20 protein-coding genes, 1 tRNA gene and 8 pseudogenes are annotated in these 23,928 nt (G+C 68.9%); 13 read left to right on the top strand and 16 right to left on the bottom strand.

The features are described 5' to 3' along the window. Positions 1-297 precede the first annotated feature (297 nt). The 8 genes and pseudogenes from FEF34_RS17720 to FEF34_RS17685 all read right to left on the bottom strand — a co-directional run bounded on the left by FEF34_RS17720 (position 298) and on the right by FEF34_RS17685 (position 7,213). Entirely contained in the window at positions 298-519 is a 222-nt protein-coding gene (locus tag FEF34_RS17720; RefSeq protein WP_138054041.1) for a hypothetical protein, read from the bottom strand. Positions 520-877: 358 nt separating this feature from the next. Continuing rightward, positions 878-1,921, bottom strand: a complete 1,044-nt coding sequence (locus FEF34_RS17715) for a serine hydrolase domain-containing protein (RefSeq protein ID WP_138054040.1) — start codon at positions 1,919-1,921, stop codon at positions 878-880. Between the two features lie 109 nt (positions 1,922-2,030). After that, a pseudogene (locus FEF34_RS17710) lies at positions 2,031-3,115 on the bottom strand (glycosyltransferase family 4 protein). 29 nt (positions 3,116-3,144) lie between these two features. Next, a pseudogene (locus FEF34_RS17705) lies at positions 3,145-3,680 on the bottom strand (dCTP deaminase). Then, positions 3,677-4,216 (bottom strand): dCTP deaminase, encoded by a 540-nt coding sequence (gene dcd, locus FEF34_RS17700; protein WP_138054039.1) that lies wholly within the window; start codon positions 4,214-4,216, stop codon positions 3,677-3,679. The pseudogene FEF34_RS17705 and the gene dcd (FEF34_RS17700) overlap by 4 nt, the downstream one beginning before the upstream one ends. Then, a complete protein-coding gene (locus tag FEF34_RS17695; RefSeq protein WP_138054038.1) occupies positions 4,213-5,445 on the bottom strand; it encodes a metallophosphoesterase in 1,233 nt (410 codons plus the stop codon). Before FEF34_RS17695 ends, dcd (FEF34_RS17700) begins: the two co-directional genes overlap by 4 nt. Beyond that, positions 5,442-6,764 carry a UDP-N-acetylglucosamine 1-carboxyvinyltransferase gene (locus FEF34_RS17690; protein ID WP_138054037.1) on the bottom strand — a complete coding sequence of 441 codons (1,323 nt, stop codon included), beginning with the start codon at positions 6,762-6,764 and terminating at the stop codon, positions 5,442-5,444. Before FEF34_RS17690 ends, FEF34_RS17695 begins: the two co-directional genes overlap by 4 nt. Further along, complete coding sequence (locus FEF34_RS17685) at positions 6,761-7,213, bottom strand: ATP-binding protein (protein WP_171052991.1); 453 nt, start codon at positions 7,211-7,213, stop codon at positions 6,761-6,763. Before FEF34_RS17685 ends, FEF34_RS17690 begins: the two co-directional genes overlap by 4 nt. A 170-nt stretch (positions 7,214-7,383) precedes the next feature. Between FEF34_RS17685 and FEF34_RS17680 the strand changes: the two genes are divergently transcribed. The 3 genes and pseudogenes from FEF34_RS17680 (at position 7,384) to FEF34_RS17670 (ending at position 10,941) form a co-directional block, all read left to right on the top strand. Then, on the top strand, positions 7,384-8,670 hold the full coding sequence (locus tag FEF34_RS17680; protein ID WP_138054036.1) for a helix-turn-helix domain-containing protein: 1,287 nt from the start codon (positions 7,384-7,386) through the stop codon (positions 8,668-8,670). Next, the gene (locus tag FEF34_RS17675) at positions 8,667-9,209 is read left to right on the top strand and encodes a flavoprotein (RefSeq protein ID WP_138054035.1); all 543 of its coding nucleotides are present in this window, start codon (positions 8,667-8,669) and stop codon (positions 9,207-9,209) included. Before FEF34_RS17680 ends, FEF34_RS17675 begins: the two co-directional genes overlap by 4 nt. A 188-nt stretch (positions 9,210-9,397) precedes the next feature. Next, positions 9,398-10,941: pseudogene (locus FEF34_RS17670) on the top strand (ISL3 family transposase). Between the two features lie 579 nt (positions 10,942-11,520). On the opposite strand, the gene FEF34_RS17665 reads toward FEF34_RS17670, so the two are convergent. The 4 genes from FEF34_RS17665 to FEF34_RS17650 form a co-directional block, all read right to left on the bottom strand. Further along, positions 11,521-12,093 (bottom strand): hypothetical protein, encoded by a 573-nt coding sequence (locus FEF34_RS17665; RefSeq protein WP_138054034.1) that lies wholly within the window; start codon positions 12,091-12,093, stop codon positions 11,521-11,523. Further along, positions 12,090-13,340, bottom strand: coding sequence for a DUF7224 domain-containing protein (locus FEF34_RS17660; protein ID WP_138054033.1), 1,251 nt, complete (start codon positions 13,338-13,340; stop codon positions 12,090-12,092). The genes FEF34_RS17665 and FEF34_RS17660 overlap by 4 nt, the downstream gene beginning before the upstream one ends. Continuing rightward, positions 13,337-14,083 (bottom strand): ABC transporter ATP-binding protein, encoded by a 747-nt coding sequence (locus FEF34_RS17655; protein ID WP_138054032.1) that lies wholly within the window; start codon positions 14,081-14,083, stop codon positions 13,337-13,339. Before FEF34_RS17655 ends, FEF34_RS17660 begins: the two co-directional genes overlap by 4 nt. Positions 14,084-14,161: 78 nt before the next feature. Further along, positions 14,162-14,584 (bottom strand): hypothetical protein, encoded by a 423-nt coding sequence (locus FEF34_RS17650; protein ID WP_138054031.1) that lies wholly within the window; start codon positions 14,582-14,584, stop codon positions 14,162-14,164. A gap of 168 nt (positions 14,585-14,752) precedes the next feature. Here FEF34_RS17650 and FEF34_RS17645 point away from each other — a divergent pair, with 168 nt between their 5' ends. From FEF34_RS17645 to FEF34_RS17625, 4 genes and pseudogenes are all read left to right on the top strand, one after another. Beyond that, a complete protein-coding gene (locus tag FEF34_RS17645; RefSeq protein ID WP_138052000.1) occupies positions 14,753-16,159 on the top strand; it encodes an IS4 family transposase in 1,407 nt (468 codons plus the stop codon). Between the two features lie 139 nt (positions 16,160-16,298). Next, positions 16,299-17,231 (top strand): annotated as a pseudogene (locus FEF34_RS17640) (helix-turn-helix domain-containing protein); the annotation flags it as partial. After that, on the top strand, positions 17,228-17,770 hold the full coding sequence (locus FEF34_RS17635) for a flavoprotein (protein ID WP_138054030.1): 543 nt from the start codon (positions 17,228-17,230) through the stop codon (positions 17,768-17,770). The pseudogene FEF34_RS17640 and the gene FEF34_RS17635, both read left to right, overlap by 4 nt. 347 nt (positions 17,771-18,117) lie before the next feature. Continuing rightward, positions 18,118-18,384 (top strand): annotated as a pseudogene (locus FEF34_RS17625) (tyrosine-type recombinase/integrase); the annotation flags it as partial. Positions 18,385-18,436: 52 nt separating this feature from the next. Here the strand turns inward: FEF34_RS17625 and FEF34_RS17620 are convergent. Continuing rightward, positions 18,437-18,510: transfer RNA gene (locus FEF34_RS17620), tRNA-Gly, on the bottom strand. A gap of 334 nt (positions 18,511-18,844) precedes the next feature. Between FEF34_RS17620 and FEF34_RS17615 the strand changes: the two genes are divergently transcribed. From FEF34_RS17615 to FEF34_RS17600, 4 genes and pseudogenes are all read left to right on the top strand, one after another. Further along, a complete protein-coding gene (locus FEF34_RS17615) occupies positions 18,845-19,054 on the top strand; it encodes a hypothetical protein (protein ID WP_171052990.1) in 210 nt (69 codons plus the stop codon). A gap of 220 nt (positions 19,055-19,274) precedes the next feature. Next, complete coding sequence (dcd, locus tag FEF34_RS17610; RefSeq protein ID WP_138054029.1) at positions 19,275-19,850, top strand: dCTP deaminase; 576 nt, start codon at positions 19,275-19,277, stop codon at positions 19,848-19,850. Positions 19,851-19,863: 13 nt separating this feature from the next. Then, positions 19,864-20,052, top strand: a pseudogene (locus FEF34_RS17605) (phosphoribosyltransferase); the annotation flags it as partial. A gap of 247 nt (positions 20,053-20,299) precedes the next feature. Beyond that, positions 20,300-20,758 carry a hypothetical protein gene (locus FEF34_RS17600; protein WP_138051335.1) on the top strand — a complete coding sequence of 153 codons (459 nt, stop codon included), beginning with the start codon at positions 20,300-20,302 and terminating at the stop codon, positions 20,756-20,758. On the opposite strand, the gene FEF34_RS17595 is transcribed toward FEF34_RS17600, so the two are convergent. After that, on the bottom strand, positions 20,730-21,644 hold the full coding sequence (locus FEF34_RS17595; protein ID WP_234043095.1) for an IS5 family transposase: 915 nt from the start codon (positions 21,642-21,644) through the stop codon (positions 20,730-20,732). The two genes, FEF34_RS17600 and FEF34_RS17595, sit on opposite strands and share 29 nt — an antisense overlap. A gap of 243 nt (positions 21,645-21,887) precedes the next feature. Between FEF34_RS17595 and FEF34_RS17590 the strand changes: the two are divergent. Further along, positions 21,888-22,188 (top strand): annotated as a pseudogene (locus tag FEF34_RS17590) (IS5/IS1182 family transposase); the annotation flags it as partial. Between the two features lie 164 nt (positions 22,189-22,352). Next, complete coding sequence (locus tag FEF34_RS41290; protein WP_171052740.1) at positions 22,353-22,820, top strand: hypothetical protein; 468 nt, start codon at positions 22,353-22,355, stop codon at positions 22,818-22,820. A gap of 384 nt (positions 22,821-23,204) precedes the next feature. Here FEF34_RS41290 and FEF34_RS42915 read toward each other — a convergent pair whose 3' ends face one another. Both FEF34_RS42915 and FEF34_RS42910 read right to left on the bottom strand, forming a co-directional pair. Further along, positions 23,205-23,375 carry a recombinase family protein gene (locus FEF34_RS42915; RefSeq protein ID WP_234043298.1) on the bottom strand — a complete coding sequence of 57 codons (171 nt, stop codon included), beginning with the start codon at positions 23,373-23,375 and terminating at the stop codon, positions 23,205-23,207. Positions 23,376-23,556: 181 nt separating this feature from the next. After that, positions 23,557-23,896: pseudogene (locus FEF34_RS42910) on the bottom strand (recombinase family protein); the annotation flags it as partial. Between the last annotated feature and the right edge of the window lie 32 nt (positions 23,897-23,928).

The following is a 23,928-nucleotide window of genomic DNA, read 5'->3' as shown; positions in this document are numbered from 1 at the left end:
GATACGCCTCGTCGCCCGATGCCGAAGCCGTCGTCAGGGGTGGGAGCTAGCATGCCTCGCGTCGAGCCGCGCTCGCGCCAGAGGCGGACGCTTGCGCGTCTTCGTCGAGCAGGCAGGCTTCGATCTCCCCGAAGCCGGGCGCCTGGAAGGGATGTGTGGTGGGATGCGGCGATGCTGCGGCAGCGCAGGGGGACGTCTCTACCGGAGCGGAGAACGGCGAGGTCAGGTTGATGAGAGGGGTCCTCTTCCTTGTGGGTCCGTGAACGGATCTGGTGTGCCGTGACCGGCACGGCGGTCCTACAGCTTGCTCATCTTGGCGTACGGACTCAAGATTCGCTCTTGCGTCGAGCCGAAATCCACGACCGCCGCTATCCCGTCCTCGATGCCGGTGACCCGGCCGAGACCGTGCACGTCGTGTGTGACCTGGTCGCCTACGGCGAACCGCTTGGGAGGCAGCGTGACCGGGGCTTTGAAGGGGCTGGTGGGCAAGAAGCGCTTCGGTGCACTGGGCTTTGTCATTGCTGCCAGTATGCGCCCACGCGTATCCGCTACGCCGTTCCCGTCCGCAGCGCGCGGTAGCCGGGAAGGATCCCGCTGAAAGCAACAGTCCTCGTCGCTGACCCGAGGCTTCGCTGTAAAGCGGAGGACTGGAACCGAACCCTCACCACAAGCCCGGGCGTCACCGGAGCAGGTGACCTCATCTCGCCCCGGCGCATCCTGTTCCCTTGTCGACCGCTTCTCACCGTTGGCTACTGGCACGTCAGTGCATGGTCTGCGGCGCGACGGGGGAAGCGACGGCAGGGACGTGCTGGTGTTCAGCCGTCGGACTCTTCGAGGAGCACGCTCCTGTTCCCTTGGGGAACATGGCAGGGCCACCTCAGTTGAACGTCATCTCTCGGAAGGCGTTGCGGACATCGGTCAGCGGCTGGCGGTCGCGGGTGTAGTAGAGCTTGTTGGTCAGCAGTACCGCCCACCGGTCCTGGGCGGGCGAGATCCACATGCCGGTGCCGGTGAAGCCGTAGTGGACCCAGACATCCTGCTCGTCGGTGGTGCCCGGGGCGGCGTGCCAGAACAAGCCGCGCTCGGGCTGGAGGCCGCCGGTCTGCACGGTGAGGGAGTGGGCGGTCCACTCGGCGCCGAAGCCGGCCTCGGCGGGGGCGGTGGTGTGGTCGAGCATGTAGCGCAGGAAGACGGCCAGGTCGTCGAGGGCGGTGAAGGTGCCGGCGATGCCGCATACTCCGCCGAGGAGCCGGGCGGAGAAGTCGTGCGCGGTGCCCTTGAGGTGGGTGCCGGTGTCCTGGTCGAGCTCGGTGGGGGCGCATCGGAACGCGATGTCGGCGGGTAGCGGGCCGAAGCGGGTGGAGTCCATGCCCAGCGGGCGCCACGTCCTCGCCTCGCAGAGCTGGTCGAGCGGCAGGCCGGAGAGGTGCTGGGCGAGGTAGCCGAGGATGAGGGCGGCCCGGTCGGTGTACTCGACGGTTTCGCCGGGCGGCCGGTTGAGGGCTTCGTGCAGGACTCCGCGGCGGATGCCGACGGGGTCGGTTCCGTAGAGGTTCTCCAGCTGGGCCCGGAGGGGGAGGCCGGCGGTGTGGGTCAGGAGCTGGCGGGCGGTCACGGCCCCGAGGGGGTGGCCGGTGACCTCGTCCCAGAAGGTGCCGAGCGGGGCGTCGAGGTCGAGGACGCTGTCCTCCCACAGGGCTCCGATGGAGGCCCAGACAGCGAGGATCTTGGTGAGGCTGGCGGCGTCGAAGACGGTGTCCGGCCGCATCCTCACGTCCGGTTCGTCGGGGTCCAGGACGCCCGTGGCACCCGTCGCCCGGACTCCGCCGGGGTCGCCGACGGCCCACACCGCGCCCGGGTAGACCTTGTCGCGGACGCCTTCGCTCAGCAGGTTCTCGATGCGTTCGGTGCGGTACGGCATGGTCTCCCTCTTCGTGTGGGCATCCCAGCGGCCAGCGTAGTGAGGTGGGCCGGTCGGGCCGGGCGATTGGCGTGCCGGTGGTCGCGGGCGTTGCCCGGCCCGGCTGGTCTCAGGTGAGCTGGCGGCCGAGGTCGGCCAGTTCTCGGGCGGTCTTCGACAGGAGGTACCGGGCGGCGTTGGCGTACCCGGCTTGCCGGAGGGCGGGGAGGAGACCGGGTTCGGTTCGCAGGCGGTCCAGGTCTCGGACGAGGGCGGCGGGCTGGGTGAAGTCGGTGGCCATACCGGAGCGGGCGCTTCACTGAGGCCGGGAATGGGCTGGTAGAGGACGGGGAGGCCGCAGGCTTGGGCTTCCAGGGCGACCAGGCCCATGGCCTCCAGGGTCGTGGAGGGCATGACGAGCACGTCGTGCTCGGTGAACGTTTTCCACAGCTGGGGACGGCGGAGCCAGCCGAGGTAGCGGGTTCTCACCCCGGCCCGCTGCAGCCGTGGGGCCAGAACACGGAACTGGGTGCTGGGGGCGGCGATCGACAACTCGACGCCCTGGAGCAGAGCCACGCTCCGGAGCAGGGCCTCGACGCCCTTCTCCGCCGTCAGCCGGCCCGCGTACAGCAGCCGCAGGTGGCTCCTCAGCGGGTGGGTGGTGCGGACTAACGGGCAGCTGAGGAGCCGGTCGGGGATGCCCCAGGGGATGTGGGTGATCTTGCGGCGATCGGTCTGCGGGGCGAGCTTGAGGAGGCGGTCGGCCATGGCGCCGGTGGGGACGACGATGGCGTCGGCGGCCCGGGCGGTTGCCCTCAGGACCTGGAGCTGGTCGCGGTGGGCTTCGGCGAAGAGTAGATCGGTGCCGTGGACCAGGGCGATGCGGGGGTGCGTGGGTAGGGCCCTCATCAGGGCGGGGGTGGCGCCGAAGGCAAGGTGGTGCAGGTGCAGGACGTCGATCTCGGAAGGGTTGATCGCGGCCGTCAGCGCCCTGTGCAGGGCGGCGACGTAGCGGCCGAAGGCCGGTCCCTCCAAGCACTTGCCGCCTGCGCTGAGCAGGTCGAGGCCGGTCGGAGTCCGGGGACGGGGTCCGGCCGGGGCGAGCATGAAGGCCCTCGCGGGGATGAGGGACTTCTCGCCGGTGTAGAGGTCGAGGAAGAGTTCGACGCTGCCGCCTGGGCTGCCGGCGGGCATGTCCAGGAACGTGGCGGTCATCGGCCCTGGAGAGGGATTGGCGGGGGAGTTCATCGACTGTCTCCGCCGATCTCCTCGTAAAGGCGGGAGATGTCGATGCCCTCGGTGGAGGCGTACTTCGCGAGCTGCTGCTGGTAGCTGGCCGGTGTGCCCTGGGCGGCCAGGAAGACCAGCTTGCCGAACGTCATGCCCGGGTAGACGCGGACGGGCCGCGCAGCCCGGATCTCCAGGGTCCAGCGGATCGCGTGGCCCTGGTGTCCAAGCGGGGCAGAGACGTGGACCCAGATGCCGAGGGCGCCGACGGTGCGGTCGCCGTTCAGCATCTGCGCGTACGCCTCCGATCCGGTCCGCTCGTGGGTGACGCCGAGGTAGAGCAGCCCGGGCCGGAGGACCAGGCCGGTGCTGGGGATCGTCTGCTCGGTGTAGGCGGTGGGACAGCGGCGTCGAGGTCACCGGCGCAGACCCGGAGAGCGTTGCCGAGGCGCCAGTCGTAGGCGTTCGTGGAGACGCGGGCGGGGTCGTACGGGTCGATGATGATCTCGCCGGCACGGATGGAGGCTGTGATCGCAGGCCCGGTGAGGATCACGGCGCGACCGCCCCCACGCGAGTGACATCCCGCCAGCAGCGAGAGGGCTGGGGGCCGTCGGCCGCCTGGTACTTACCCGCGTACAGGTCGATGTCGCCGGTGGAGACGAAGAACATGATCTGCCCGATCTTCATGCCGGCGTACACGCGCAGGGGGCGGATCGGGGAGAGCATCAGGGTCCACTGGCCGTGAAAGCCGATGTCGCCGATGGGGGCGGTGATCTCGACGAACAGGCCGAGTCGGCCGACGGAGGAGCGGCCGAACAGCAGCGGGACGAAGGTGTCGGAGCCGACCTGTTCGAGGGTGTGGCCGAGGTAGAGCTCGCCGGGCTGAAGCACGTACCCGTCCTCGCCGATCTTGACCGTGGTGGTCGGGTTCGCCCGGTGGGCGTCGATGACCGCGGTCGTGTAGGTCAGCAGACTGGGGCCGAGGCGGACGTTGTAGCTGTTGGGGTTGACCTGCCCGGATTCGAATGGGCTGATCGTCAGACGGCCGTCGTGGGCGGCGGCGGTGATCTCGGGGCCGGTGAGGATCATCGTGCGCCTTCCTCCTGGTCGGGCGGCGGAGTGGCGAGGGTGCGACGGACGGCCTCGCCGAGGCGGAGGCCGGCCTGGTGGGTGCGTCCGCCGAGGTGCGTGTCGGCGAGGTAGTCGGTCGTCAGGACGGACCGGGTGCCCTGGGGCAGCGGCCAGGGAACGACGGCCAGGGGGCCGGTCTGCTTGGTCAGGTGCTTGAGCAGGACGTTCGGATCCTCCGCGTACTTGTCGGGGAGGAAGGCGTGGACGAGCTGGTTGTCGAACGGCTCGATGGCCAGCAGGTCGCCGAGCGTCAGGATGTCGCCGAGGAGGGTGGGGCGAAGGGTGGTGTCGTTGAGGACGACCGCGTCGGCGCCGAGGCCGGTGTGCAGCCGGGCAGCGATGTCCTGGAGGAGCCGGTGGCGGTTGAGGACGGCGTTGCAGTAGGGCTCGTTGACGGCGCCGAGAGGAGTGGCGAGCATCCGGCAGGTGGAGTCGAGCTGCTTGTCCAGGACGGCGAGCTCGTCCGAGACCGTCGCAGGGGCGGGGAAGACGGTCGTCCGGGCGGCCCACCCGGAGCCGACCGGTTCGGCGGCGGCGTATCCGTCGGCCAGCTCACGGCCCTTGACGACGAGGGTGTCACCGACGTGCACCGGCCCGTAGGTGTCGCTGTGGCAATGGCCGGCGAAGACGACGTCCACGAACGGGCAGGCGTCGGCGAGCTTGAGGTCCTCGTCGAAACCGGAGTGGGACAGCACGATCCACGAGTCCACGTGGTGGTGGTGTTCCAGCATCAGCTCGCGTAGCGCAGTCACGGGGTCGGTGACGAGGTGCCCCGCCCGCTCGTCGGCGGGGATGGTGTGGAACGCGCTGACGCCGATGACCGCTGTGACGGCGACTTGGCGGCCGTGCACCTCTACGACACGGAGACGGTCGAGCAGCGGTCGTCCGGTGGCGTCGTCGACGGCGTTGGCGCAGACCGTCATCTCCCGCAGGCCGGGCTCGAAGTAGTGTGGCCAGCCGTGGTTGCCGGGCGCCAGCACGTCGTACAGCGTCGTGAGAATGTCCCGCTCGACGGCGCCCTTGCCCAGTCGGTAGTAGCCCGTGCCCTCGAAGAAGTCCCCGCAGTCGACGACGAGGCTGTCGTGCCTCATGGCGTGCAGGTGCGCGAGCATCGGGAGGGCGTCGTCGAAGGCCGAGTGGATGTCGGTGGTGGCGATGATTCGCTGGAAGCGCCTGGTTGCGGTCATGGGGTGACCTCGCAGATGTCGGCTCCGAGGGTGAGAAGCTTCCCGGGCAGGTCGGCATGGCCGCGACGGATCTGGTCGACCCCGCCGAGGGTCGTGACGCCACGAGCAGTGAGGCCGGCGACCATCAGTGCCGAACCCGTGCGGATGTCGGTCGCCTCCACTCCCGCACCCGTCAGCCTCTGGGGGCCAGTGAACCGGCACTCGGTGGAGGACAGTTCGGTGATCTCGCCGCCCATGCGGACGAGCTGCGGGATGAGGTTGCTGTGGCGCCCGGGGTTGATCGGGTCCGAGAACAGGTGGGTGCCGGGGAAGCCCAGGGCGAGGCCGAGGAGAGGCGGCTCGAAGTCGGCGTCGAGGCCACCGGGAGCCAGTGTGGCCATGGCCCGCAGGGGGCGGCCGGTCGGTTGGGTGTCCCGTCCGTGAATGACCAGGGTCTCCGGTTCGTTGGTCGTGGGGATGCCCATCCGGTGGAGGGCGCCGACCAGCGGTGTGACATCGGGTCCGTGGACGCCGTCGATCCGCGCGGTGCCGCCGGTTGCGGCCACGGCGCAGGCCAAGGTCCCGGCCTCGATCTTGTCTCCCGGAACCTTCCAGACGGGTACGTCCTCTTCCAGGACGGAAGACGGCGGCACGAGGGTGAGGACGCGATCGCCGGCACGGCATGGGTACCCCACGGCCGTCAGGGCGTTCAGGACGCCGAGGACCTCCGGGGAGAGGTTCGGCTGCCCGAGCCGCAGCGGCGTGCTGGCGACCACAGCGCGTAGGACCGCGGCGATCGTCGCCCCGCGCGAGCGGAACGGCAGGACCAACGACACCGTGCCACGAACCGCCTTGCCTGCTTCGACGGCGTACCCGTTGTCATCTACGCGGACGCGGTCGCCGAAGGCTTCGTACACCTTGAAGTGCTGCTCCATCCCGCGGTCGCCGATCCGGCAACCGCCCGGCCAGGGAAGCCGGGCCCGGCCGCACAGGGCGATCAGAGAGGGGACGAGGTAGTACGAGGCCCGAATGCTGGACGCGGCCTCGCCCAGGCCGTCGGGCGCCGGAGCCGTCTCGCGGGGAAGGACGAGGACGGTGTGGTCGTCACCGACCGGATGTTCGGTGTTCCAGCCCGCGTGACGCAGCAGATCCAGCAGGGTCTGGACGTCCGAGCTGGCGGGCACGTTGTCCAGACGGACGGGGCGAAGGAGGGCTGCCGCAGCGGCTACGAGCGGGAGCGCGGCGTTCTTCGAACCGTCGACCGTCACGGCGCCGGCGAGGGGCCGGCCGGGCCGGATCGCGATGACCTGGGACGTGACGGCGGGGACGCGGGTACTCACGTACAACTCCTCTGCGTAGGAAGGGACAAGGCGACGGCAGCACCGGCCGGAGGCGGGCCAGCCATGTCGATCTCGGCCCAGCAGCACTTGCCGGAGTCAGTCGGCGCCGTGCCGAAGCGGTCCGAGAGGACGTCGACGAGGAAGAGACCGCGTCCGCCCTCGCTCTCCTCGTCAGGCAGCGCCGGTGTCGGCAGCGTGCGGCTCGCGTCGCTGACCTCCACGCGCAGAACCGTGTCGGAGAGCTGGGCTACGACGCTGATCGGCTGATGACCGGCGTACCGGACCGCATTGGTGACGAGCTCGCTGACGACCAGTTCGGCCGTGTGGATGGCTTCCGACGTCGCGGGCACCGTCGGCCAGACGGTTATGGCCTCCCGCACCCGGCGTCGCGCCGTGGGCACGGCGACCGGTGTTGGCGGGAGAGTCAAGGTGAGCTGCTGCGCTTCCACGAGCGGCCTCCAGGAGTCGGATCGACCACCCCAAGGAACCGCGCGGTCAGCCCCGTTCGCGACGCCGTGTGCCTGTCCCGCATCGCCTATGCAGAAGCTGCATGAAGCGCCTGCATCGCTCGCCTACGCTCGACCGCAGGGGCATGCTCGACGCGGACGGAAGGGCATGGATGGCAGACGTGAAGACCGAAGCCGAGAAGATCGGCGAGACGATCAAGCACGCCCGACAGCGCGCCGGCCGCTCGCAGACGAACGTCGCCACCGCCCTGGGCTACCACCAGTCGAAGCTCAGCCGCCTGGAGAGCGGACGGGGTACGGAAGACACCCGGGTCTTACGCGCCGTCGCCGCCGAACTCGGCATCCCGCTCCACATCCTCGGCCTGAGCGACCCCGCCCCGTCAGCAGCAGGACCACCCGACGATCCCGAGACAGAAGACATGCGCCGCCGCACTTTCCTCGCCGCGAGCATCGCCTCCCTCACGGCCCCCACCACCCCCGCCACGGCTACCCACGACGACCTCGTCCGAGCCCTCCTCCCCGGTCCGCGGCCGATCTCCGGTCAGGGAGGTGCCTCGGATACGAGCTCGCTGGAGACCCGCGTCGCCGCCGCCCGGCGTCTGTTCTGCACCTGTGACTACGCGGAGCTGGAGACCACCCTGCCCAGCCTCCTCGCCGACTTGCGGGAAGCCGCAGGCGACCACCGCAACGAGGCCGAGATGGCCGGACTCCTGGCCACCGCGTACCAGACCTCGACCAGCCTGCTGCTCAAGCAAGGGGACCACGGCAACGCCTGGCTCGCGGTGGGCCGCGCCCTGGCCGAAGCCGAGCGCTCCGGCGACCCCGTCGTCCTCGCTTCCAGCGTCCGTGTGCACGCCCACGTCCTGACCCGCGAGAAGCACACCACCCAGGCCGTCACTCTCGTCCGGCACACGGCGGGACAGCTCGCCGGTTCCTATGAGCGACGTTCCCCTCGCTACCTCGCCGCCGTGGGCCTGCTCCTCCTGCGGGGGGTCACGGCCGCTAGCACCGCCGGCGACCGCGCCGCTACCCGCGAGTTTCTCGACGAGGCCCAGGACGTCGCCCGCTACGTTGCCCTCGACCGGCCCGACGCCTGGGCGAACTTCAGCCCCACCAACCTCGCCCTTCACGCGGTGAGCGCCGCGGTCGCCTTCGGTGACGCCGGCATCGCCCTGAACACCGCCGCGCCCCTCATGCGCCGCCACATCCCCGTCCCCGAACGCCGGGCGGCCTTGTGGGTCGAAGCAGCCCGCGCCTACAACCAGCAGGGCCGCCTGGCCGAGGGCTACCAGGCCCTTCGTATCGCCGAGACCTGCGCCGCCCAGGACGTACGCCGTCCTGCCGTCCGAGACCTGGTCGCCGACATGGCCGCCCGTGACCGGCGGCGTACGCTGCCCGAGCTCCACCACTTCAGCCGCCGACTGGGAGTCCCCGCGTGACCGCACAGCCGTTCCTGTACGTCGTCGTCTGCGCCGCCGGCATCGCGGGCGACGTCCACAAGCTGATCAGCGCCGCGCAGGAGCAGGGCTGGGGCGTCGGCGTCATAGCCACCCCTCAAGGGCTCGGCTTCCTCGACACCGAGGCCATCGAGGCCCAGACCGGCTACCCGATCCGCTCGGCCTGGCGCAGCCCCGGCGAACCACGCCCGCTCCCGCCTGCCGACGCCATCGCCGTGGCGCCGGCCACGTTCAACACGATCAACAAGTGGGCGGCCGGCATCGCCGACACCCTCGCCCTCGGCATCCTGTGCGAGGCGTACGGGATGGAGATCCCGACCGTGGTCCTGCCGTACGTGAACACCGCCATGGCCGCACACCCGGCGTACGGCCGGAGCCTGGACCAACTGCGGAAGATGGGCGTGCTGGCCGGGTCGTACGAGCCGCACCGCCCCAAGGCAGGCGGTGGAGCGGACCGCTTCCGGTGGGAGGAGGCGCTGGAGCTGCTGGACGGCAAGATCGCAGGATCCTCCGGAAGGTGATCGGAGGTGCTCTCCTCGTGAACGGAGGGCCGGTTCCGGGACGGAGCACTCTCTCCGTTCCCTTGGGGAACAGGACGTCTGTTCCCCAAGGGAACGCGTTCGACGTTCTTGGGGGGGGGTGTGTCAAATTAACGGGTCTGGCCCGTAGTCGGTGGTGACGGCCAGTAGCCATCAGCGATCATGATCTTGTGGTGGATGTCAACTCGCTTGTGAGCACAGTGTTTTCGGGATTGTCGGCATTGCTCGTCGAGGACGTGGCGGACGGCGGGGACGCAGTCGTGGTCACAGCTCGCACGCTGGACGCGGCGGTGCCGTGTCCAGCGTGCGGGGCGCTGACTGCGAGGGTGCACGGGTATCACCGCCGGACGGTGGCGGACGTGCCGGTCGACGGTCGGCAGGTCGTCGTCCGCTTGCGGGCGCGGCGGCTGGTCTGTCCGGTTCTGGGCTGTGCACGGCAGACCTTCCGTGAGCAGGTTCCCGGGCTGCTGGAGCGCCACCAGCGTCGGACGGTGCGGCTGACCAGGCAGATTGCCGAAGTGGCACGGGAGTTATGCGGCCGGGCGGCCGCACGTCTGGCCGGCCGGCTCACCGTGCCGGCCTCCCGTACCACCATGCTCAGGTGGCTGTGGCGCCTGCCGACGCCCGAAGCGCCGGTCCCCGCGGTGATCGGAGTGGACGACTTCGCGCTGCGGCGCCGTCACCGATACGCCACGATCATCACCGATGCCATCACCGGCCGGCGCATCGAGGTCCTGCCCGGCCGGGACGCCGGTCCCCTGGAAGCCTGGCTACGCAAACACCCCGGCATCACGACGGTTTGCCGGGACGGCTCAGCCACCTACGCCGAAGCCATCCGCCGCGCCCTGCCCGACGCGGTGCAGGTCAGCGACCGCTGGCACATCTGGCGCAACCTGTGCGACAAGGTCCAGCTCGAAATCCGCGCCCACGCCGACTGCTGGGCCGCGGCCCTCAACCCGCCGCTGCCCGGCGGAGTACGCGAGCAGACCACCCGTGAACGCTGGAACAAGATCCACACCCTGCTCGGCCAGGGCGTCGGGCTGCTGGACTGTTCCCGCCGCCTCGGCCTGGCGCTGAATACCGTCAAGCGCTACGCCCGCATGCCCGAGCCCACGGGCCTGCGCATCGCACCGGCCTACCGGCCCACTCTCGTTGACGCCTACCGCGAGCACCTGCGCCGACGCCGCACCGAGGAGCCGGGCGTCCCGGTCCTCCACCTCTTCCACGAGATCAAGGAACTCGGATACACCGGCAGCCTCAACGGCCTGCACAAATACCTCAACCAGGGCCGCGCCGACGGCGACCGGCCCGTCACCACCCCACCCCACGCCGCGCCGCGCGGCTCCTCCTCACCGACCCAGACCACCTGCGCCCGAAACAGACCGCCCTGCTGGAGAAGATCACCGCAGCCTGCCCTGAGATGACCGAACTCGCCAACCTCGTACGCGACTTCGCGGCCCTGCTCACGCCGCTCCTGGACAACGATGTGAAGCTCACGGGGTGGATCATCGCCACCCGCGCCGCGGCGCTGCCCCACCTGCACAGCTTCGCCAACGGACTCGAACTCGACCGCTCAGCCATCGACGCCGGCCTCACCCTGCCCTACCACAACGGCCGCACCGAAGGCGTCAACACCAGAACGAAACGGATCATGAGACAGATGCACGGCCGCGCCGGATTCGACCTCCTCCGCCACCGCATCCTCCTGCGCTGATGGCTACTGGCCGTCACCACCGACTACGGGCCAGACCCGTTGATTAGACACTCCCGGTCATGGCCCAGGAGGGCGGGCGCGGTGGTGCCCGTGGTGCGGCCGCCTCCCGCAGGTCGCAACTCTCCGTCGTGCGTTGACACTCGCATTTGCGCCTGCGGAGGAACGTTCTCTCAGCCGGAAGTGGTGTGGATCACAGAGCTACCCGCCCGCATATTGAGACGGCGCTACCCCCGCACCACCTAAATGGTGTGGGTGTAGCGCCATGGGCAGGGCGTATAGCTGAGTTGGGGCACGCGGAGGGCACGACAGGCCCCGAGAGGTCTAGACAACGACGAAGGTCCTGGTCTCTGACCAGGGCCTTCGTTCAAGAGCGGGTGACGGGAATCGAACCCGCGCTCTGAGCTTGGGAATCACCCGGTACTTGAGCCCATGCATGGCGTCTGACCTGCGGAAACACCTGATCCGGCTACAGTCCCGAGAGGCCCTGAAGTCCCTTCCTGACCGCTGTTTACCGCTCGGACTGGCACGTAGTGGCACGGGTCGTCGAGCGCGCTGCGCTCGGGGCAATGCCTGCCTCATTCAGATACCGCGGCGTTTTGACGCCGACAACTGCAGCGCGAGGGCGAAGAGGACGGCTGCCGTCAGCCATGCACCCACGCTCCGAGCCGGGTAGAGAGCGAGGGCCCACCACGTGTGGGATGCGTGGCCATTGGCGTCGTAGGCACGGCCGAGCATGAGGTTGAGGATGAGGAACAGCAGTCCGGCCACTGCTGCGGTTGCCTCGTTGGCGAGTCGCCATGTGAGGAGGGCGAGGGCGAGGATGAGGGTGATGTTGCGGGCGACATCCATTCCCACCACCAGTCCCGCCCCGTGTGCGAGCACCACGGTGAGGACCACGGCGCCTTGGTCGAACCGGCGGATGGGGACGACCGCTGTGCTCTCCGCTGACGGGAGCCGCCGTTCCAGGCAGTACATGACGGCGATGACGATCACGACGGGGGTGAAATAGGCGACGCGGGCGCCGGCCATGCCGCCGGTCAGACTCGGAACGGGAACCTCGCTGGTCCCCACCGTCCCGCTCACCAGGATGAGGAGGAGGAGGGCCAAGGGCACGGTCCACCAGCGGCGCACGACGACCACGTAGCGGTTCATGAGACGCCCCGGGAGCAGGGCTCTCCGCTTGCCGCTGCCTTGCCGAACCAGTCGAGCTGTTCCTTGGCAGGAAGGCGACGGACCTCTTGGAGAGCGGCCCAGTCGGTGTCGAGCATCGCCTGCCGCATGGCCGGTTCGTCCACACCGATCACCAGGGCTGCCCAGGCGGATGGGACAGCGCTGCCTTGCCGGCAGTCGGTCCCCGCGCGCGCGGCTGTGCCGACTACTGCCGACTGGGCCAGACTCACCGCGTACTGGTCAGGGTCGGCCTGGGAATGGAGCGGCGGGAGCGACCAGAACAGCGGCCACGTGCCCGGTTTGAGCGGGACCGTATCGGAGGTGATGCGCAGTTCTTGAGGCGAGGTGAGGCCGGCGGCCTTGAGCCGTGCCAGGGGGACCAGCGCATCGCGTCGCAGCTGCTCGGCGTACTGCTTGTATTCCGGCGGAACGCACACTCTTGGGGCGTCTCCTACGCAGGTCATGGCGACGCTTCGTGGGCTCGTCGGGCGTTGGTAGCCCCAGTCGGCGACCATGATGCGACCGGTGACGAACGTGATTGCCAGCACGAGGACGCCGACGGCTGCACCCCAGGCGCGCCGACGCATATGGACGAAGAGCCAGAGGGCAAGGCCCATGCCGGCGACGACGGCCCACGGCACGGCATACGCGGCAGGCAAGCGGACATCGGTGACGGTCGACGTCCCGTCTATGAAACCACCGAGGTGGCGCACCCAAGCGGTGGCCAATGTGTGCGGTACGGAGAGCCAGGCCCAGCAACCAATCCCGGCGATGGGCGCCGCGATACTCCTGGGCAGCACCTCTCCCAGGCACCAGCCGATGATCATCCAGCCGAGGGGGAGCACGACCAGATGCGCCACGGCGAGCCACCCGGCATCGCCCGGCCACACTCCCACAGCCCTGCGGGCCATCACGAGGGCACCCACGATGAGGAGGAGGTGCAGGATCAATACGGGCGTGACAGCCCGGAAGAGCTGATGAGGAAGGCGGCGTGCGCCGACGATTCGCAGGGCTCCCAACAGACGGTGGCGGCCCGCTTCCCACGCGGCGGCCCCGGCCACCGCCGGGGCGATGATCGCCATGCCGTAGGCCGCCAGCTCACCGGACTCCACCCCGTATCTCGACGGCGCGGTGTAAGTGACGTCGTCGATGTACAGACCGGCGTAGAACAAGGCGGGCAGAGCCAGCCACAGTGCAGCCGAGGAGCGGAGGTTCGCCCAGGTGATCACTCGGTCGCCTCCAGCAGCGAGGCGTAGGCGCTCTCCAGCCGTCGACCCGGCGCGCAGTCGGGTTGGGCATGTGCGGCGAATTCTTCGACCGCCCCCATGAACCTCACCCGGCCCGACTCGAGGACGACGACCTCGTCGAACGCCTCGTCGAGGTCGCCGATGTCATGGGTGGAGACGATCACGTTGACCATGCCGCGCAGCGAGATCAGCAAATCGAGGAATCGGCGCCGCTGGTGCGGGTCCAGCCCTACAGTCGGCTCGTCGAGAAGCAGCAATTCCGCTTCATGAACGAGCGCTTGGGCAATCGCGATCCGCTGTTGCTGACCCCCGGACAGAGTCTTGACCTTGTTGTTCATCTTGTCGGTGAGGCCGACCCTCTCGATCGCCTCCGGCGCCGCGAGCCATGCGTCACGCCCACGCATTCCCTTGAGCCACCCGACGTACGCCACATGCTCTCTGCACGTCAGTCCCGGAAGGAAACCGGGGCGCTGCGGCAACCAGGACACCTTCCGTCGGTAAGCCTGCACCTGCCTGCGGTTCGCCGGGTCGAGCCGCCCGAACCGGACGAGTCCCGACTGCGTCATTGAGGCGCTGGCGCCGAGGGAGAGCAGCGTGCTCTTGCCTGCGCCGTTGGGCCCGAGGAGAACCGTGTGGCCAGGCGAGAACTCCAGATCGAGCCGGTCAAGCACGGGACCTGACGTGCGGGCGTAGCGGAACGTGCAGGACTGGTACTGCAAGGGCATAGGTGGTACCTCGGCGCTGGAGAGAGGTACCTCCGGCCCCACTCGCACGGGAGGTGTGGGGCCGGAGGGACGGGATCGTCAGTAGGAGACGGTGAGCGACTTGACCGAGAGCTTCAGGCTGACCGCAGCCTCGTTGACCGCGAAGTAGTAGTCGCCGGAGCCGTGGTCGGACCAGTTTCCGGTCGAGGTCGAGGTGCTGCTGGCGAAGCAGTTTGTGAACAGTGCCGTCGAGTAGGCGGGGTCGGGCCCGAAGGTGTCCTTGCGGAGGCGGACTTCAGCGCCGCTGCCGCCACTGCAGCCTGTGAACTTGATCGTGGTGGCGCCGCCGGTGTCGTACCAGCGGCGGGATTCGTAGCCGGGACCGACCCCCGACAGATAGCTGGACCAACTCGATGCCTGGGCGGGCGTGGTGAGGAGGCCGAGCACAGCGGCTGCACCGAGGGCGACGGTGCCTATTCGCCGGCCAGACTCACGCAGAGCGGTGAGACGTGTAGATCTCACGGATATCCCCCCTTGGGAATTTGACAGAGACGATCAGGAACGTACGTAGCGGTCAACACCGTTGCGTTTGGTCTTTGAGTTGTAAGTCAAGCCCTGCTGAACAGCGCGACGGGACCACCTGATAGATCAACGATCGGCGAAGAGAGTCGATCAAGGTCAGGGGTCCCGTTGCAGGAGAAGTCTGTCATCACGTCCACGATCGAGACAGCCCGGGGTGTGTTCGCGCCGGGTCATCTGGGGGAGTTGACCCAGGTCGTGGACTTCGCGCTGGTGGACGCGGTGCTGGAGGAGACCGGCCGGCGCGAGAAGCGCCTGCGGCTGCTGCCTTCTCGGGTGGTGGTGTACTTCGTGCTCGCTCTCGCGCTGTTCGAACACCGCTCGTACCGCACGGTGTGGTCCCAACTGACTGCCGCCCTGACCCCGCTGGCCCTGGTGCGTCCTGCGGTCTCCTCGCTGACGCGGGCCAGGCGCAGGGTGGGGGCCGCACCTCTGCGGCGTCTGTTCGAGACGCTTGCCGGGCCCGTCGCCCGCCCCGGGCAGGAGGGGTCCTTCTACCGGGGCCTGCGCACGGTGGCCGTCGACGGGACCCTGCTGCACACCCCCGACGACGAGACGCTCACCTGGCACTACCCCAAACGGGCCGGGGAGGGTCTGGAGTTCGGCTATCCGCTCCTGCGGCTGCTGACCCTGGTCGAGTGCGGCACCCGCGCGCTCATAGCCGCCGCCTTCGGACCGGAGTCCCAGGGCGAACTCCCCTACGCCAAGCGGCTTCTGACCTCCCTGGACCAGACAATGCTCCTACTCGCCGACACGGCCTTCGACGGCAACGAGTTCCTTGATGCCGTCCATCAGAGCGGGGCCCGGTTCCTGGTGCGCTCCGGGGCCCGCCGCGTCCCCACCCCCGCCGAGCACCTGGGCGACGGCTCCTACATCGCCCGCATCGGCTACGGCGTCCTGCCGGTGCTGCTGCCGGTGCGCATAATCGAGGCGGCCCTCACCGTCACCCTGGCCGATGGCACCGTCCGCACCGAGCAATGGCGGCTGATCACCAACCTGCTGGACCCCGTCCGTTATCCGTCCGCCGAGCTCGTTGAGCTCTATCACCGCAGGTGGCAGGCGGAAACCACGTATTTTTCGATCAAGGCCACGATGCTCGACGGCCGTGTCCTGCGCTCCCGCAGCACCGACGGCCTCGACCAGGAGGTCTACGCCCTGCTCACCGCCTACCAGGCTCTGATCCGCGCCGGCGACGACGCCCTGACCAGGCGGCCGGAAGTACCCAGGGAACGGATCAGTTTCACCGTCCTGCTGGCCGCCGCAACCGACACCGTCACCGCCGGCCATGGAATCTTCCCCGGCACCCCCATCGACCTGGTCGGCACGATCGGCCACGCCGCCCTGAGCGACCTCCTGCCCGCCCACCGACGGCAACGAGTGAAGGCCCGCACCCGCAAGAACCCCACCAGCAAGTACGGACCGAACGCCGGACAGCACCCCCAGAAGGCCCAGAACTACACCGTCCACACCACCGTCGCGTTCTTCGCCCACGGCCTCAACAGCCGCTCACAGCGCTAACGCAACGGTGTTGACGTAGCGGTCAGCGCATTGATCAATGATGAGTTGTGTTTCGGTCATAAGTTCGTCGCGTTCTCGCTGCTGGGTGGCCGATCACTGGCCACATTCACATCGAGGCGTGGTGGGGCCTTCCTCCCCCCGCGCCCTCCTCCCCAGTCCGCGGACAGCCTCCGGTCAGGGAGGTGCCTCAGATACGGGCTCCCTGGGAACCCGCGTCGCAGCCGTCCGGCGTCTGTTCTGCACCTGCGAATACGCGGAGCTGGAGACCACCCTGCCCAGCCTCCTCGCCGACTTGCGGGAAGCCGCAGGCGACCACCGCAACGAGGCCGAGATGGCCGGACTCCTGGCCACCGCGTACCAGACCTCGACCAGCCTGCTGCTCAAGCAGGGAGACCACGGCAACGCCTGGCTCGCGGTGGGCCGCGCCTTGGCCGAAGCCGAGCACTCCGGCGACCCCGTCGTCCTCGCTTCCAGCGTCCGTGTGCACGCCCACGTCCTGACCCGCGAGAAGCACACCACCCAGGCCGTCACTCTCGTCCACAACACGGCGGGACAGCTCGCCGGCGCTTACGACCAGCGCTCACCGCGCTACCCCGCCGCTGTGGGCCTGCTCCTCCTGCGGGGGGTCACGGCCGCTAGCACCGCCGGCGACCGCGCCGCTACCCGCGAGTTTCTCGACGAGGCCCAGGACGTCGCCCGCTACGTCGCGCTCGACCGGCCCGACGCCTGGGCGAACTTCAGCCCCACCAACCTCGCCCTTCACGCGGTGAGCGCCGCGGTCGCCTTCGGTGACGCCGGCATCGCCCTGAACACCGCCGCGCCCCTGATGCGCCGCCACATCCCCGTCCCCGAACGCCGGGCGGCCTTGTGGGTCGAAGCAGCCCGCGCCTACAACCAGCAGGGCCGCCTGGCCGAGGGCTACCAGGCCCTTCGTATCGCCGAGACCTGTGCCGCCCAGGACGTACGCCGTCCTGCCGTCCGCGACCTGGTCGCCGACATGGCCGCCCGTGACCGGCGGCGTACGCTGCCCGAGCTTCACCACTTCAGCCGCCGACTGGGAGTCCCCGCGTGACCGCACAGCCGTTCTTGTACGTCGTCGTCTGCGCCGCCGGCATCGCGGGCGAGACCCACAAGCTGATCACCGCCGCGCAGGAGCAGGGCTGGGGCGTCGGCGTCATAGCCACACCCCAGGGGCTCGGCTTCCTCGACGCCGAGGCGATCGAGGCCCAGACGGGCTACCCGATCCGCTCGGCCTGGCGCAGCCCCGGCGAACCACGCCCGCTCCCGCCGGCCGACGCCATAGCCGTTGCCCCGGCCACCTTCAACACGGTCAACAAGTGGGCGGCAGGCATCGCCGACACCCTCGCCCTCGGCATCCTGTGCGAGGCGTATGGGATGGAGATCCCGACCGTGGTCCTGCCGTACGTGAACACCGCCATGGCCGCACACCCGGCGTACGGCCGGAGCCTGGACCAACTGCGGAAGATGGGCGTGCTGTTCGGGTCGTACGAGCCGCACCGACCGAAGGCGGGCGGAGGAGCGGACCGCTTCCGGTGGGAGGAGGCGCTGGAGCTGCTGGACGGCAAGATCGCAGGATCCTCCGGAAGGTGATCGGAGGTGCTCCCCTCGCGGAACGGAGGGCGGGTTCCGGGACGGAGCAATCTCTCCGTTCCCTTGGGGAACCATCTTGTTCCCTCGGGGAACACGTCGGCCGATCAACGCCGCCGCACGTGTGGCGGCTGCTGAAAAGCGGTCGGCGTGCCTGTCGCGGAGTGGATCGGGGTGTTGGGGAGTCGTGTGGTGCTGCGGGCCATGGCTGCCTGGGCGCGGGGGCTGGGTGTATGGCGTTGGCCGAGGGCTTGGTCGAGGAGGGTGGTCGGGTTGTGGCCGGCTGTTTCGGCGTCGGCGAGGACGGTGGCGAGGGCGTCCCAGGCGGGGTCCTGGAGGATGCGGGCTGGGCTCGGTCCCTCGTCGGCATGCCGGACGGCTTCAGCTTCTACGATCTTCGTCACACCGGCCACACCCTCGCGACCCGCTCGGGGGCCACGCTCAAGGACACGATGGTCCGTGCCGGGCAGTCCTCGGAGAAGGCCGCGCTGATCTATCAGCACTCCGACTTGGACCGGCAGCAGGAAGTTGCAAGCGGGCTGGATCAGCTGGTGCGGGCCGCCCGCCAGAAGGGCAAGGAGAAGCCTTCTGGTGCGGATCTGGTGCAAGGCGCTTAGACAGGTCTAGACAACAAAGAAGCCCCGGGCCCGATGGCCTGGGGCTTCTGTCTGGAGCGGGTGACGGGAATCGAACCCGCGCTCTGAGCTTGGGAAGCTCATGTTCTACCATTAAACTACACCCGCGAAGCGGCTTGGTTGATCAAAGTCGCAGCGTTGCACACTGTACCCCATCGAAGGCCCCCGGTGTATTGCGCCGAGGGGCTTCCGTGCATTTCCGGCAGTTCGGCCGTCGGCCGCGCCCGCCGGTCGTCCGCTGCTGACCGCCCCCGCGGTCCCCGCGGTCGTCGGTCGGGCGGGACGTCCGCAGGCTGGGGCCGCGGCCTTCCGTGCGGTGCCCGATGCGGCTGCGACGTGGAGGCGTTGGGGCGTACCTTTGGCGGCGGAGTGCCGCGTGGAGTGCTGTCCTGTTGATCCCCTAATGTGGCTGTCTCATCCAGCTTGCCGGGGAAGGGACTTGATGCAGCCGATGGACTCGAAGTACTCGATGGATCAAGGCGATTCACTCTCGCGCACCGTCGTCCGCTGTGCCGAAGGGCATGTCTTCACCACCTCGTCGTTCCCGATGCAGCAGCTCGGTGCCGGCCGGATCGGGCCCGGGCGGCTCATCCGCTGCCCCCGGTGTGCACGGTTGCGGCAAGCCGTCCCCGTGGTGCTGCAGAACCGCTGACGGGCGCGCGGTGGGAACCAGGCCACCCGCCCGGTGCAGGCGGTGTCACCCGCGCGCATCGGCGGAACGCCGGAGGTGTTCCGGCGGTGGCACGCCGGGGCGGTCCCGCTGGACGGGACGCCGACCCGGCCGGCGTGGAGCGGCGCGACGCGAGAGCGAGCATGGCGCGCGGGCTCGGCCCGATTGGGGCGGCCCCGCGCGCTCTGCGTATCCTCGGGGCGTGCTTCTCTCAGACAAGGACATCCGGGCCGAGATCGACGCGGGACGGGTGCGCATCGACCCGTTCGACGATTCGATGGTGCAGCCCTCGAGCATCGACGTGCGGCTCGACCGCTTCTTCCGGGTGTTCGAGAACCACCGCTACCCCCACATCGACCCCGCCGTCGAGCAGGCGGACCTGACGCGGCTGGTGGAGCCGGAGGGCGATGAGGCGTTCATCCTGCACCCCGGCGAGTTCGTGCTGGCATCGACGTACGAGGTCGTCAGCCTGCCCGACGACATCGCCTCCCGGCTGGAGGGCAAGAGCTCGCTCGGCCGGCTCGGTCTGGTCACGCACTCCACGGCCGGCTTCATCGATCCCGGGTTCTCCGGGCACGTCACGCTGGAACTGTCGAACCTGGCCACCCTGCCCATCAAGCTCTGGCCGGGCATGAAGATCGGGCAGCTGTGCATGTTCCGGCTGAGCTCGCCGGCGGAGCACTCGTACGGCTCCGCGAAGTACGGGTCCCGCTACCAGGGGCAGCGGGGGCCGACGGCCTCGCGGTCGTTCATGAACTTCCATCGGACGCAGGTGTGAGGGCCGGTACACGATGAGTGGGATACGCGAGAACCTGACGTACGAGAAGTTCGGCGTCGCGGTCCGTGAGCTCGCGCAGACGATCGCCGACGACGGCTTCGAGCCGGACCTGGTCCTGTCGATCGCGCGCGGCGGTGTCTTCGTCGCCGGTGGGCTGGCGTACGCCTTGGACTGCAAGAACATCCACCTGGTCAACGTGGAGTGCTTGAAGCTGGCTGCTTAGCACTCAGTGTCTGGCCTTGGCGAACGGGCAGATGAAGTGGCCTGCAGGACTTGGCTGATCTTGCCGTTCGTTTGCATTGATCATCGCTGATCATGGTCTGTGTGCTGAGAAGCCATCCGCTTTCCGAACGTGATCGTTTGGTTCGGGCTGGGTGGGCATGAACTCCGGCTGGCGGCGGGAGAGATGGGCGTGGTTCGTCTGCTCGTCTCGCTTGTGGAGGTGGCTGGTGCCGTCGGTGCTCGGTCTGCTGGAGGCTCGGGAGAAGAAGGTGCGGGAAGAGGTGGCACGGCTGCGGGAGGAGGCTGAGCGGGTGGAGGCTGCCCTTGGCGAGGCGGAACGGGCACTTCAGCGTCTGGCGGATGCCCGCGTGACGGTGGCCGAGGTGCTGGCCGAGCCGCCCGTCGTGGTCGCGGAGCCGGTGGTGAGTGCGGTGGTGCCCAGACGGACCGAGGGCATGACGGCGGCGGTCCTGCCTGCGGACTACCAGCGGATCATGTCCGTGCTGGAGTCGGATGCGGCCCGGGAGGGTGTGCGGTGCCAGCAGCTGGCCGCGGCCCTGGGCCTTCAGGCGGTCCCGGCGAAGGTCGAGGGGCTGCGGTCGAAGGCGAAACGCCTGGTGGAGCGGGGGTGGGCGCTCCAGGTGCGGCCGGGGGTGTTCACCTCGCTCGCGGCGTCGGCCGGCTGAAGGCGCCTGGCCGGCGCCCGGCCAGGCGGCTGCCCATGAGCATGGTCATGGACCACAGCACTATGGCCTCGTGCATGGCGGGCAGTGTCTCGTAGTCACGCACCAGGCGGCGCGAGCGCATCAGCCAGCTCAGGGTGCGCTCCACGACCCACCTGCGCGGCAGCACCACGAACCCGCTGGTGTCGTCGGTGCGTTTGACGATCTCAAGGGTGAGCTGGAGTTTCTCGGCTGCCCAGCCGACGAGCCGACCCGCATAACCGCCGTCCGCCCAGACGAGGCGGATGGAGAAGTACATGGTGCGCAGCCGCTCGAGCAGCGGGACGGCGGCGTCGCGGTCCTGCACGCTTGCCGCGGTCACCGCAACGGCCAGGACCAGGCCGAGGCAGTCCACGACCAGGTGCCGCTTGCGGCCGCCCACCTTCTTCCCGCCGTCCCACCCGGACGTCGAGCGCGGGATGTTCGTCGCCGCCCGCAGTGACTGCGAGTCCACGATGGCGGCCGTCGGGTCCGACGAACGGCCTTCCTTCTGGCGGACCTTGTCGCGCAGCCGGTCGTGGAGCTCGGTGAGCAGGCCCGTCACCTGCCAGCGTCGGGCGAACGCGTGCACTCGTCGGTACGGCGGGAAGTCACAGGGCAGGTTGACCCACTTGACGCCGTTGTCGACGACATAGCGGACCGCATCAAGCATGACGCGGTGGCAATAGCCCTCCGGTCTGCCGCCCCGCCCCTGAAGCCACGCGGGGACCGGCAGCAGCGGCCGGATGACCTGCCATTCCGCCTCCGTCAGGTCGGAGCCGTAACACGGGACGCGGTCCGGTCCGTCCGCCGCGTTGCCGAACCTGTGCGCGAGACAGTCACACGCCGGAGACGGCTCGTTGGACTCCACAGACGCAAGCGCGACAGACTGCAGCAACAGGGCCTCCCGGTGCTCGTTGGCTTCGACAACCCCGAGCTACCGCGAGGCCCTGCCTTCATGCACCGACCCCACCGCGATCACCCGATCAAGACCCTTGTTCGACCGACAAACCCACTGATCGGAAAGCGGATGGCTTCTGAGTGGGTGCTGACTGCTCAGCGCCCGCTCATCCCGCCCCTGGACGCCTCGCTGCGGTGATGGCCGTGCTTGGGGATGATCGGTCTGGTACTGGCCGAGATCTCCGTGGAAGGCTGCATCCGAAAGCTCCCCTGGGCGGTGAGGGAGCCGTACGCTCCCCGGTTGACCGGGGCAAGCAGGGCCTGAGGCGATCGGTGTCCGCCGACGCGGCCGGAGTCCCTCTGGGGATCGTCTTCACAGGCGCCAACCGCCACGGCTCACTGGATTCACCGGCGAGATCACCCGCAAGGGCGTGCCCGCACCGATCCAGGCAGGCAAGGGGTGGGTGGTCGAGCGCTCCCACTCGTGGATGAACGGCTACAGCAAGCTGCGACGCTGAGGGAGTCGTAGTACCCCTTCGTCACGGTCGATGCCGCCGGAGGCTGAATGGCCCAACGGTTGCGCTCCTGCGGTGGCAGCCCTCGGTCCTGCTACTGAGAATGAGGCCATCGCCCGGCATCCCTCGGGCAGCCACCAGTCCAGAAGCGAAAGAGTCTGATCATGCACAAGGCAAAGTTGTCACGAACGGTCGTCGCGGCGGTTCTCGCTCTCGGGGGACTGGCTGCTGTGGGATCGCCGGCTCAGGCGGACGGGCACAACAAGACCGTGGTCCTGACGCTGATCCTGACAAACGAGAACTCGTACGGCAGCAACACCGACAATACGCCCGGTAGTTTCTTCGGTTCGACAGGAACCGTGGAAAAGGATGACAAGTCGTACGGAAGCTTCGTCAACGCCTGCCAGGTTGAGTCTGCAACTCCCCGCAGACTGATGTGCATGGGGGGGTTCAGAACGCCCGACGGTCAGATCGGGTACAAGGCCATCACGGAAGTGAACTTCCAGACCTTCCCTGCTGAGGTGACCGGGGGCACGCAGCGGTTCAGGAACGCTTCGGGCGACATGCAGTTCGGCCCGTCCTCCGGCGGCGTACGCCAGGTCACCATCTACCTGAGCGGAGTCAAAGGCTGAATGTCGAACCGTCCGCTTCGGTTCCAACTCGGCTTCCCGGGGCCACTGCTGCTCGACCGGCACCCTTCGTGCGGCCGCCTTCTCGCGCTGCTCCTCCAGCACCAGTTCCGCGATCAGTCTGTCGACGGGCTCACCCACGCGCCCGACCTTGCCGCACCCGCCGTTGACCACCGAGCACTGATACGTGTACCGGGCTGCCTGTGAGCCTGGCTTCCAGCGCTGGTTGACCTGTCCCCGAATCTTGGTCCTGCAGAGTCCGCACCGGGCGATGCCTGACAGCAGGTACTTGCGGGCCAGGAGCTATCCCGGGCGCTGTTGTTGCTTGCGCTCCGCAATGGCAGCACACACCGCCTCCCACTCGGCGACGGTGTTGATCGGCTCCCATTAGCCCTTGATGGGTTCTCCGCCGTCCCCGGTCAGGATCTCGCCGTGGTACGTGCGGTACCCGACAAGCCGAGGGTTGGTCAGGATGTGCTCGACGTGGTGGTGTGCCATGCGCTTGGTGCCGGCACGCGGGTTGCCGAGTCCCTGTTCCCACCGACGGGCGCGGATCATGCCGATGCGGACCCCCGGCAAGGATCTCTTGCTGTGCTTCGCGGATCGCTCGCGCGGCCTCGGGGTCGACCTTCGTCCGATCGTCCTTGCGCCATCCGTACGGTGCCGGGCCGCCGCTGTCCTCGCCCTGCTGGGCCAGCTCCAGGTGCTTGCGCTTGATCCGGCGGGACGCGTCATGCGAGGACTTGTTGGCGAACGCGACCATGATGCGGGCCATGGTCCGGCCGTCCCGCGTTCCCAGGTTCACATCGTTGGTGACCGTCGCGAACTCCAGCTTGGGGCGCTCGTCGAAGGTCTCGATCAGCCGTTCCGGGTCGCGCGGCCGTCTGGCAAGGCGGTCCAGGTCGTAAGCGACGATGCCGTCGATCAGGCCGGCGCTCAGGTCCTTCACCATCAGCTCGAACCCGTCACGGACGAAGTTCCGCTTGAAACGCTGAGACGTCGTTGTCCTCGTAGGTCTTCACTGCCTGCCAGGACCGAAGATCGGCCAGACGCTCGCAGTCCTGCTGCTGGCGGGCCACACCCAGCGCGTCGCCCTCGTCGTCCCGAGAGA

The sequence above is a fragment of the Streptomyces marianii genome, assembly GCF_005795905.1.
Lineage (GTDB): Bacteria > Actinomycetota > Actinomycetes > Streptomycetales > Streptomycetaceae > Streptomyces > Streptomyces marianii.
Note: the sequence above shows the minus strand (reverse complement) of the source record. Positions and strands in the feature narration are given on the sequence as shown.

Coding starts and splice junctions, on each gene's coding strand:
- FEF34_RS17720 (WP_138054041.1), bottom strand. CDS start 519: ATGACAAAGCCCAGTGCACCGAAGCGCTTCTTGCCCACCAGCCCCTTC.
- FEF34_RS17715 (WP_138054040.1), bottom strand. CDS start 1,921: ATGCCGTACCGCACCGAACGCATCGAGAACCTGCTGAGCGAAGGCGTC.
- dcd (WP_138054039.1), bottom strand. CDS start 4,216: ATGATCCTCACCGGCCCCGAGATCACCGCCGCCGCCCACGACGGCCGT.
- FEF34_RS17695 (WP_138054038.1), bottom strand. CDS start 5,445: ATGACCGCAACCAGGCGCTTCCAGCGAATCATCGCCACCACCGACATC.
- FEF34_RS17680 (WP_138054036.1), top strand. CDS start 7,384: ATGGCAGACGTGAAGACCGAAGCCGAGAAGATCGGCGAGACGATCAAG.
- FEF34_RS17665 (WP_138054034.1), bottom strand. CDS start 12,093: ATGAACCGCTACGTGGTCGTCGTGCGCCGCTGGTGGACCGTGCCCTTG.
- FEF34_RS17655 (WP_138054032.1), bottom strand. CDS start 14,083: ATGCCCTTGCAGTACCAGTCCTGCACGTTCCGCTACGCCCGCACGTCA.
- FEF34_RS17615 (WP_171052990.1), top strand. CDS start 18,845: ATGCAGCCGATGGACTCGAAGTACTCGATGGATCAAGGCGATTCACTC.
- FEF34_RS41290 (WP_171052740.1), top strand. CDS start 22,353: ATGCACAAGGCAAAGTTGTCACGAACGGTCGTCGCGGCGGTTCTCGCT.
- FEF34_RS42915 (WP_234043298.1), bottom strand. CDS start 23,375: ATGATCCGCGCCCGTCGGTGGGAACAGGGACTCGGCAACCCGCGTGCC.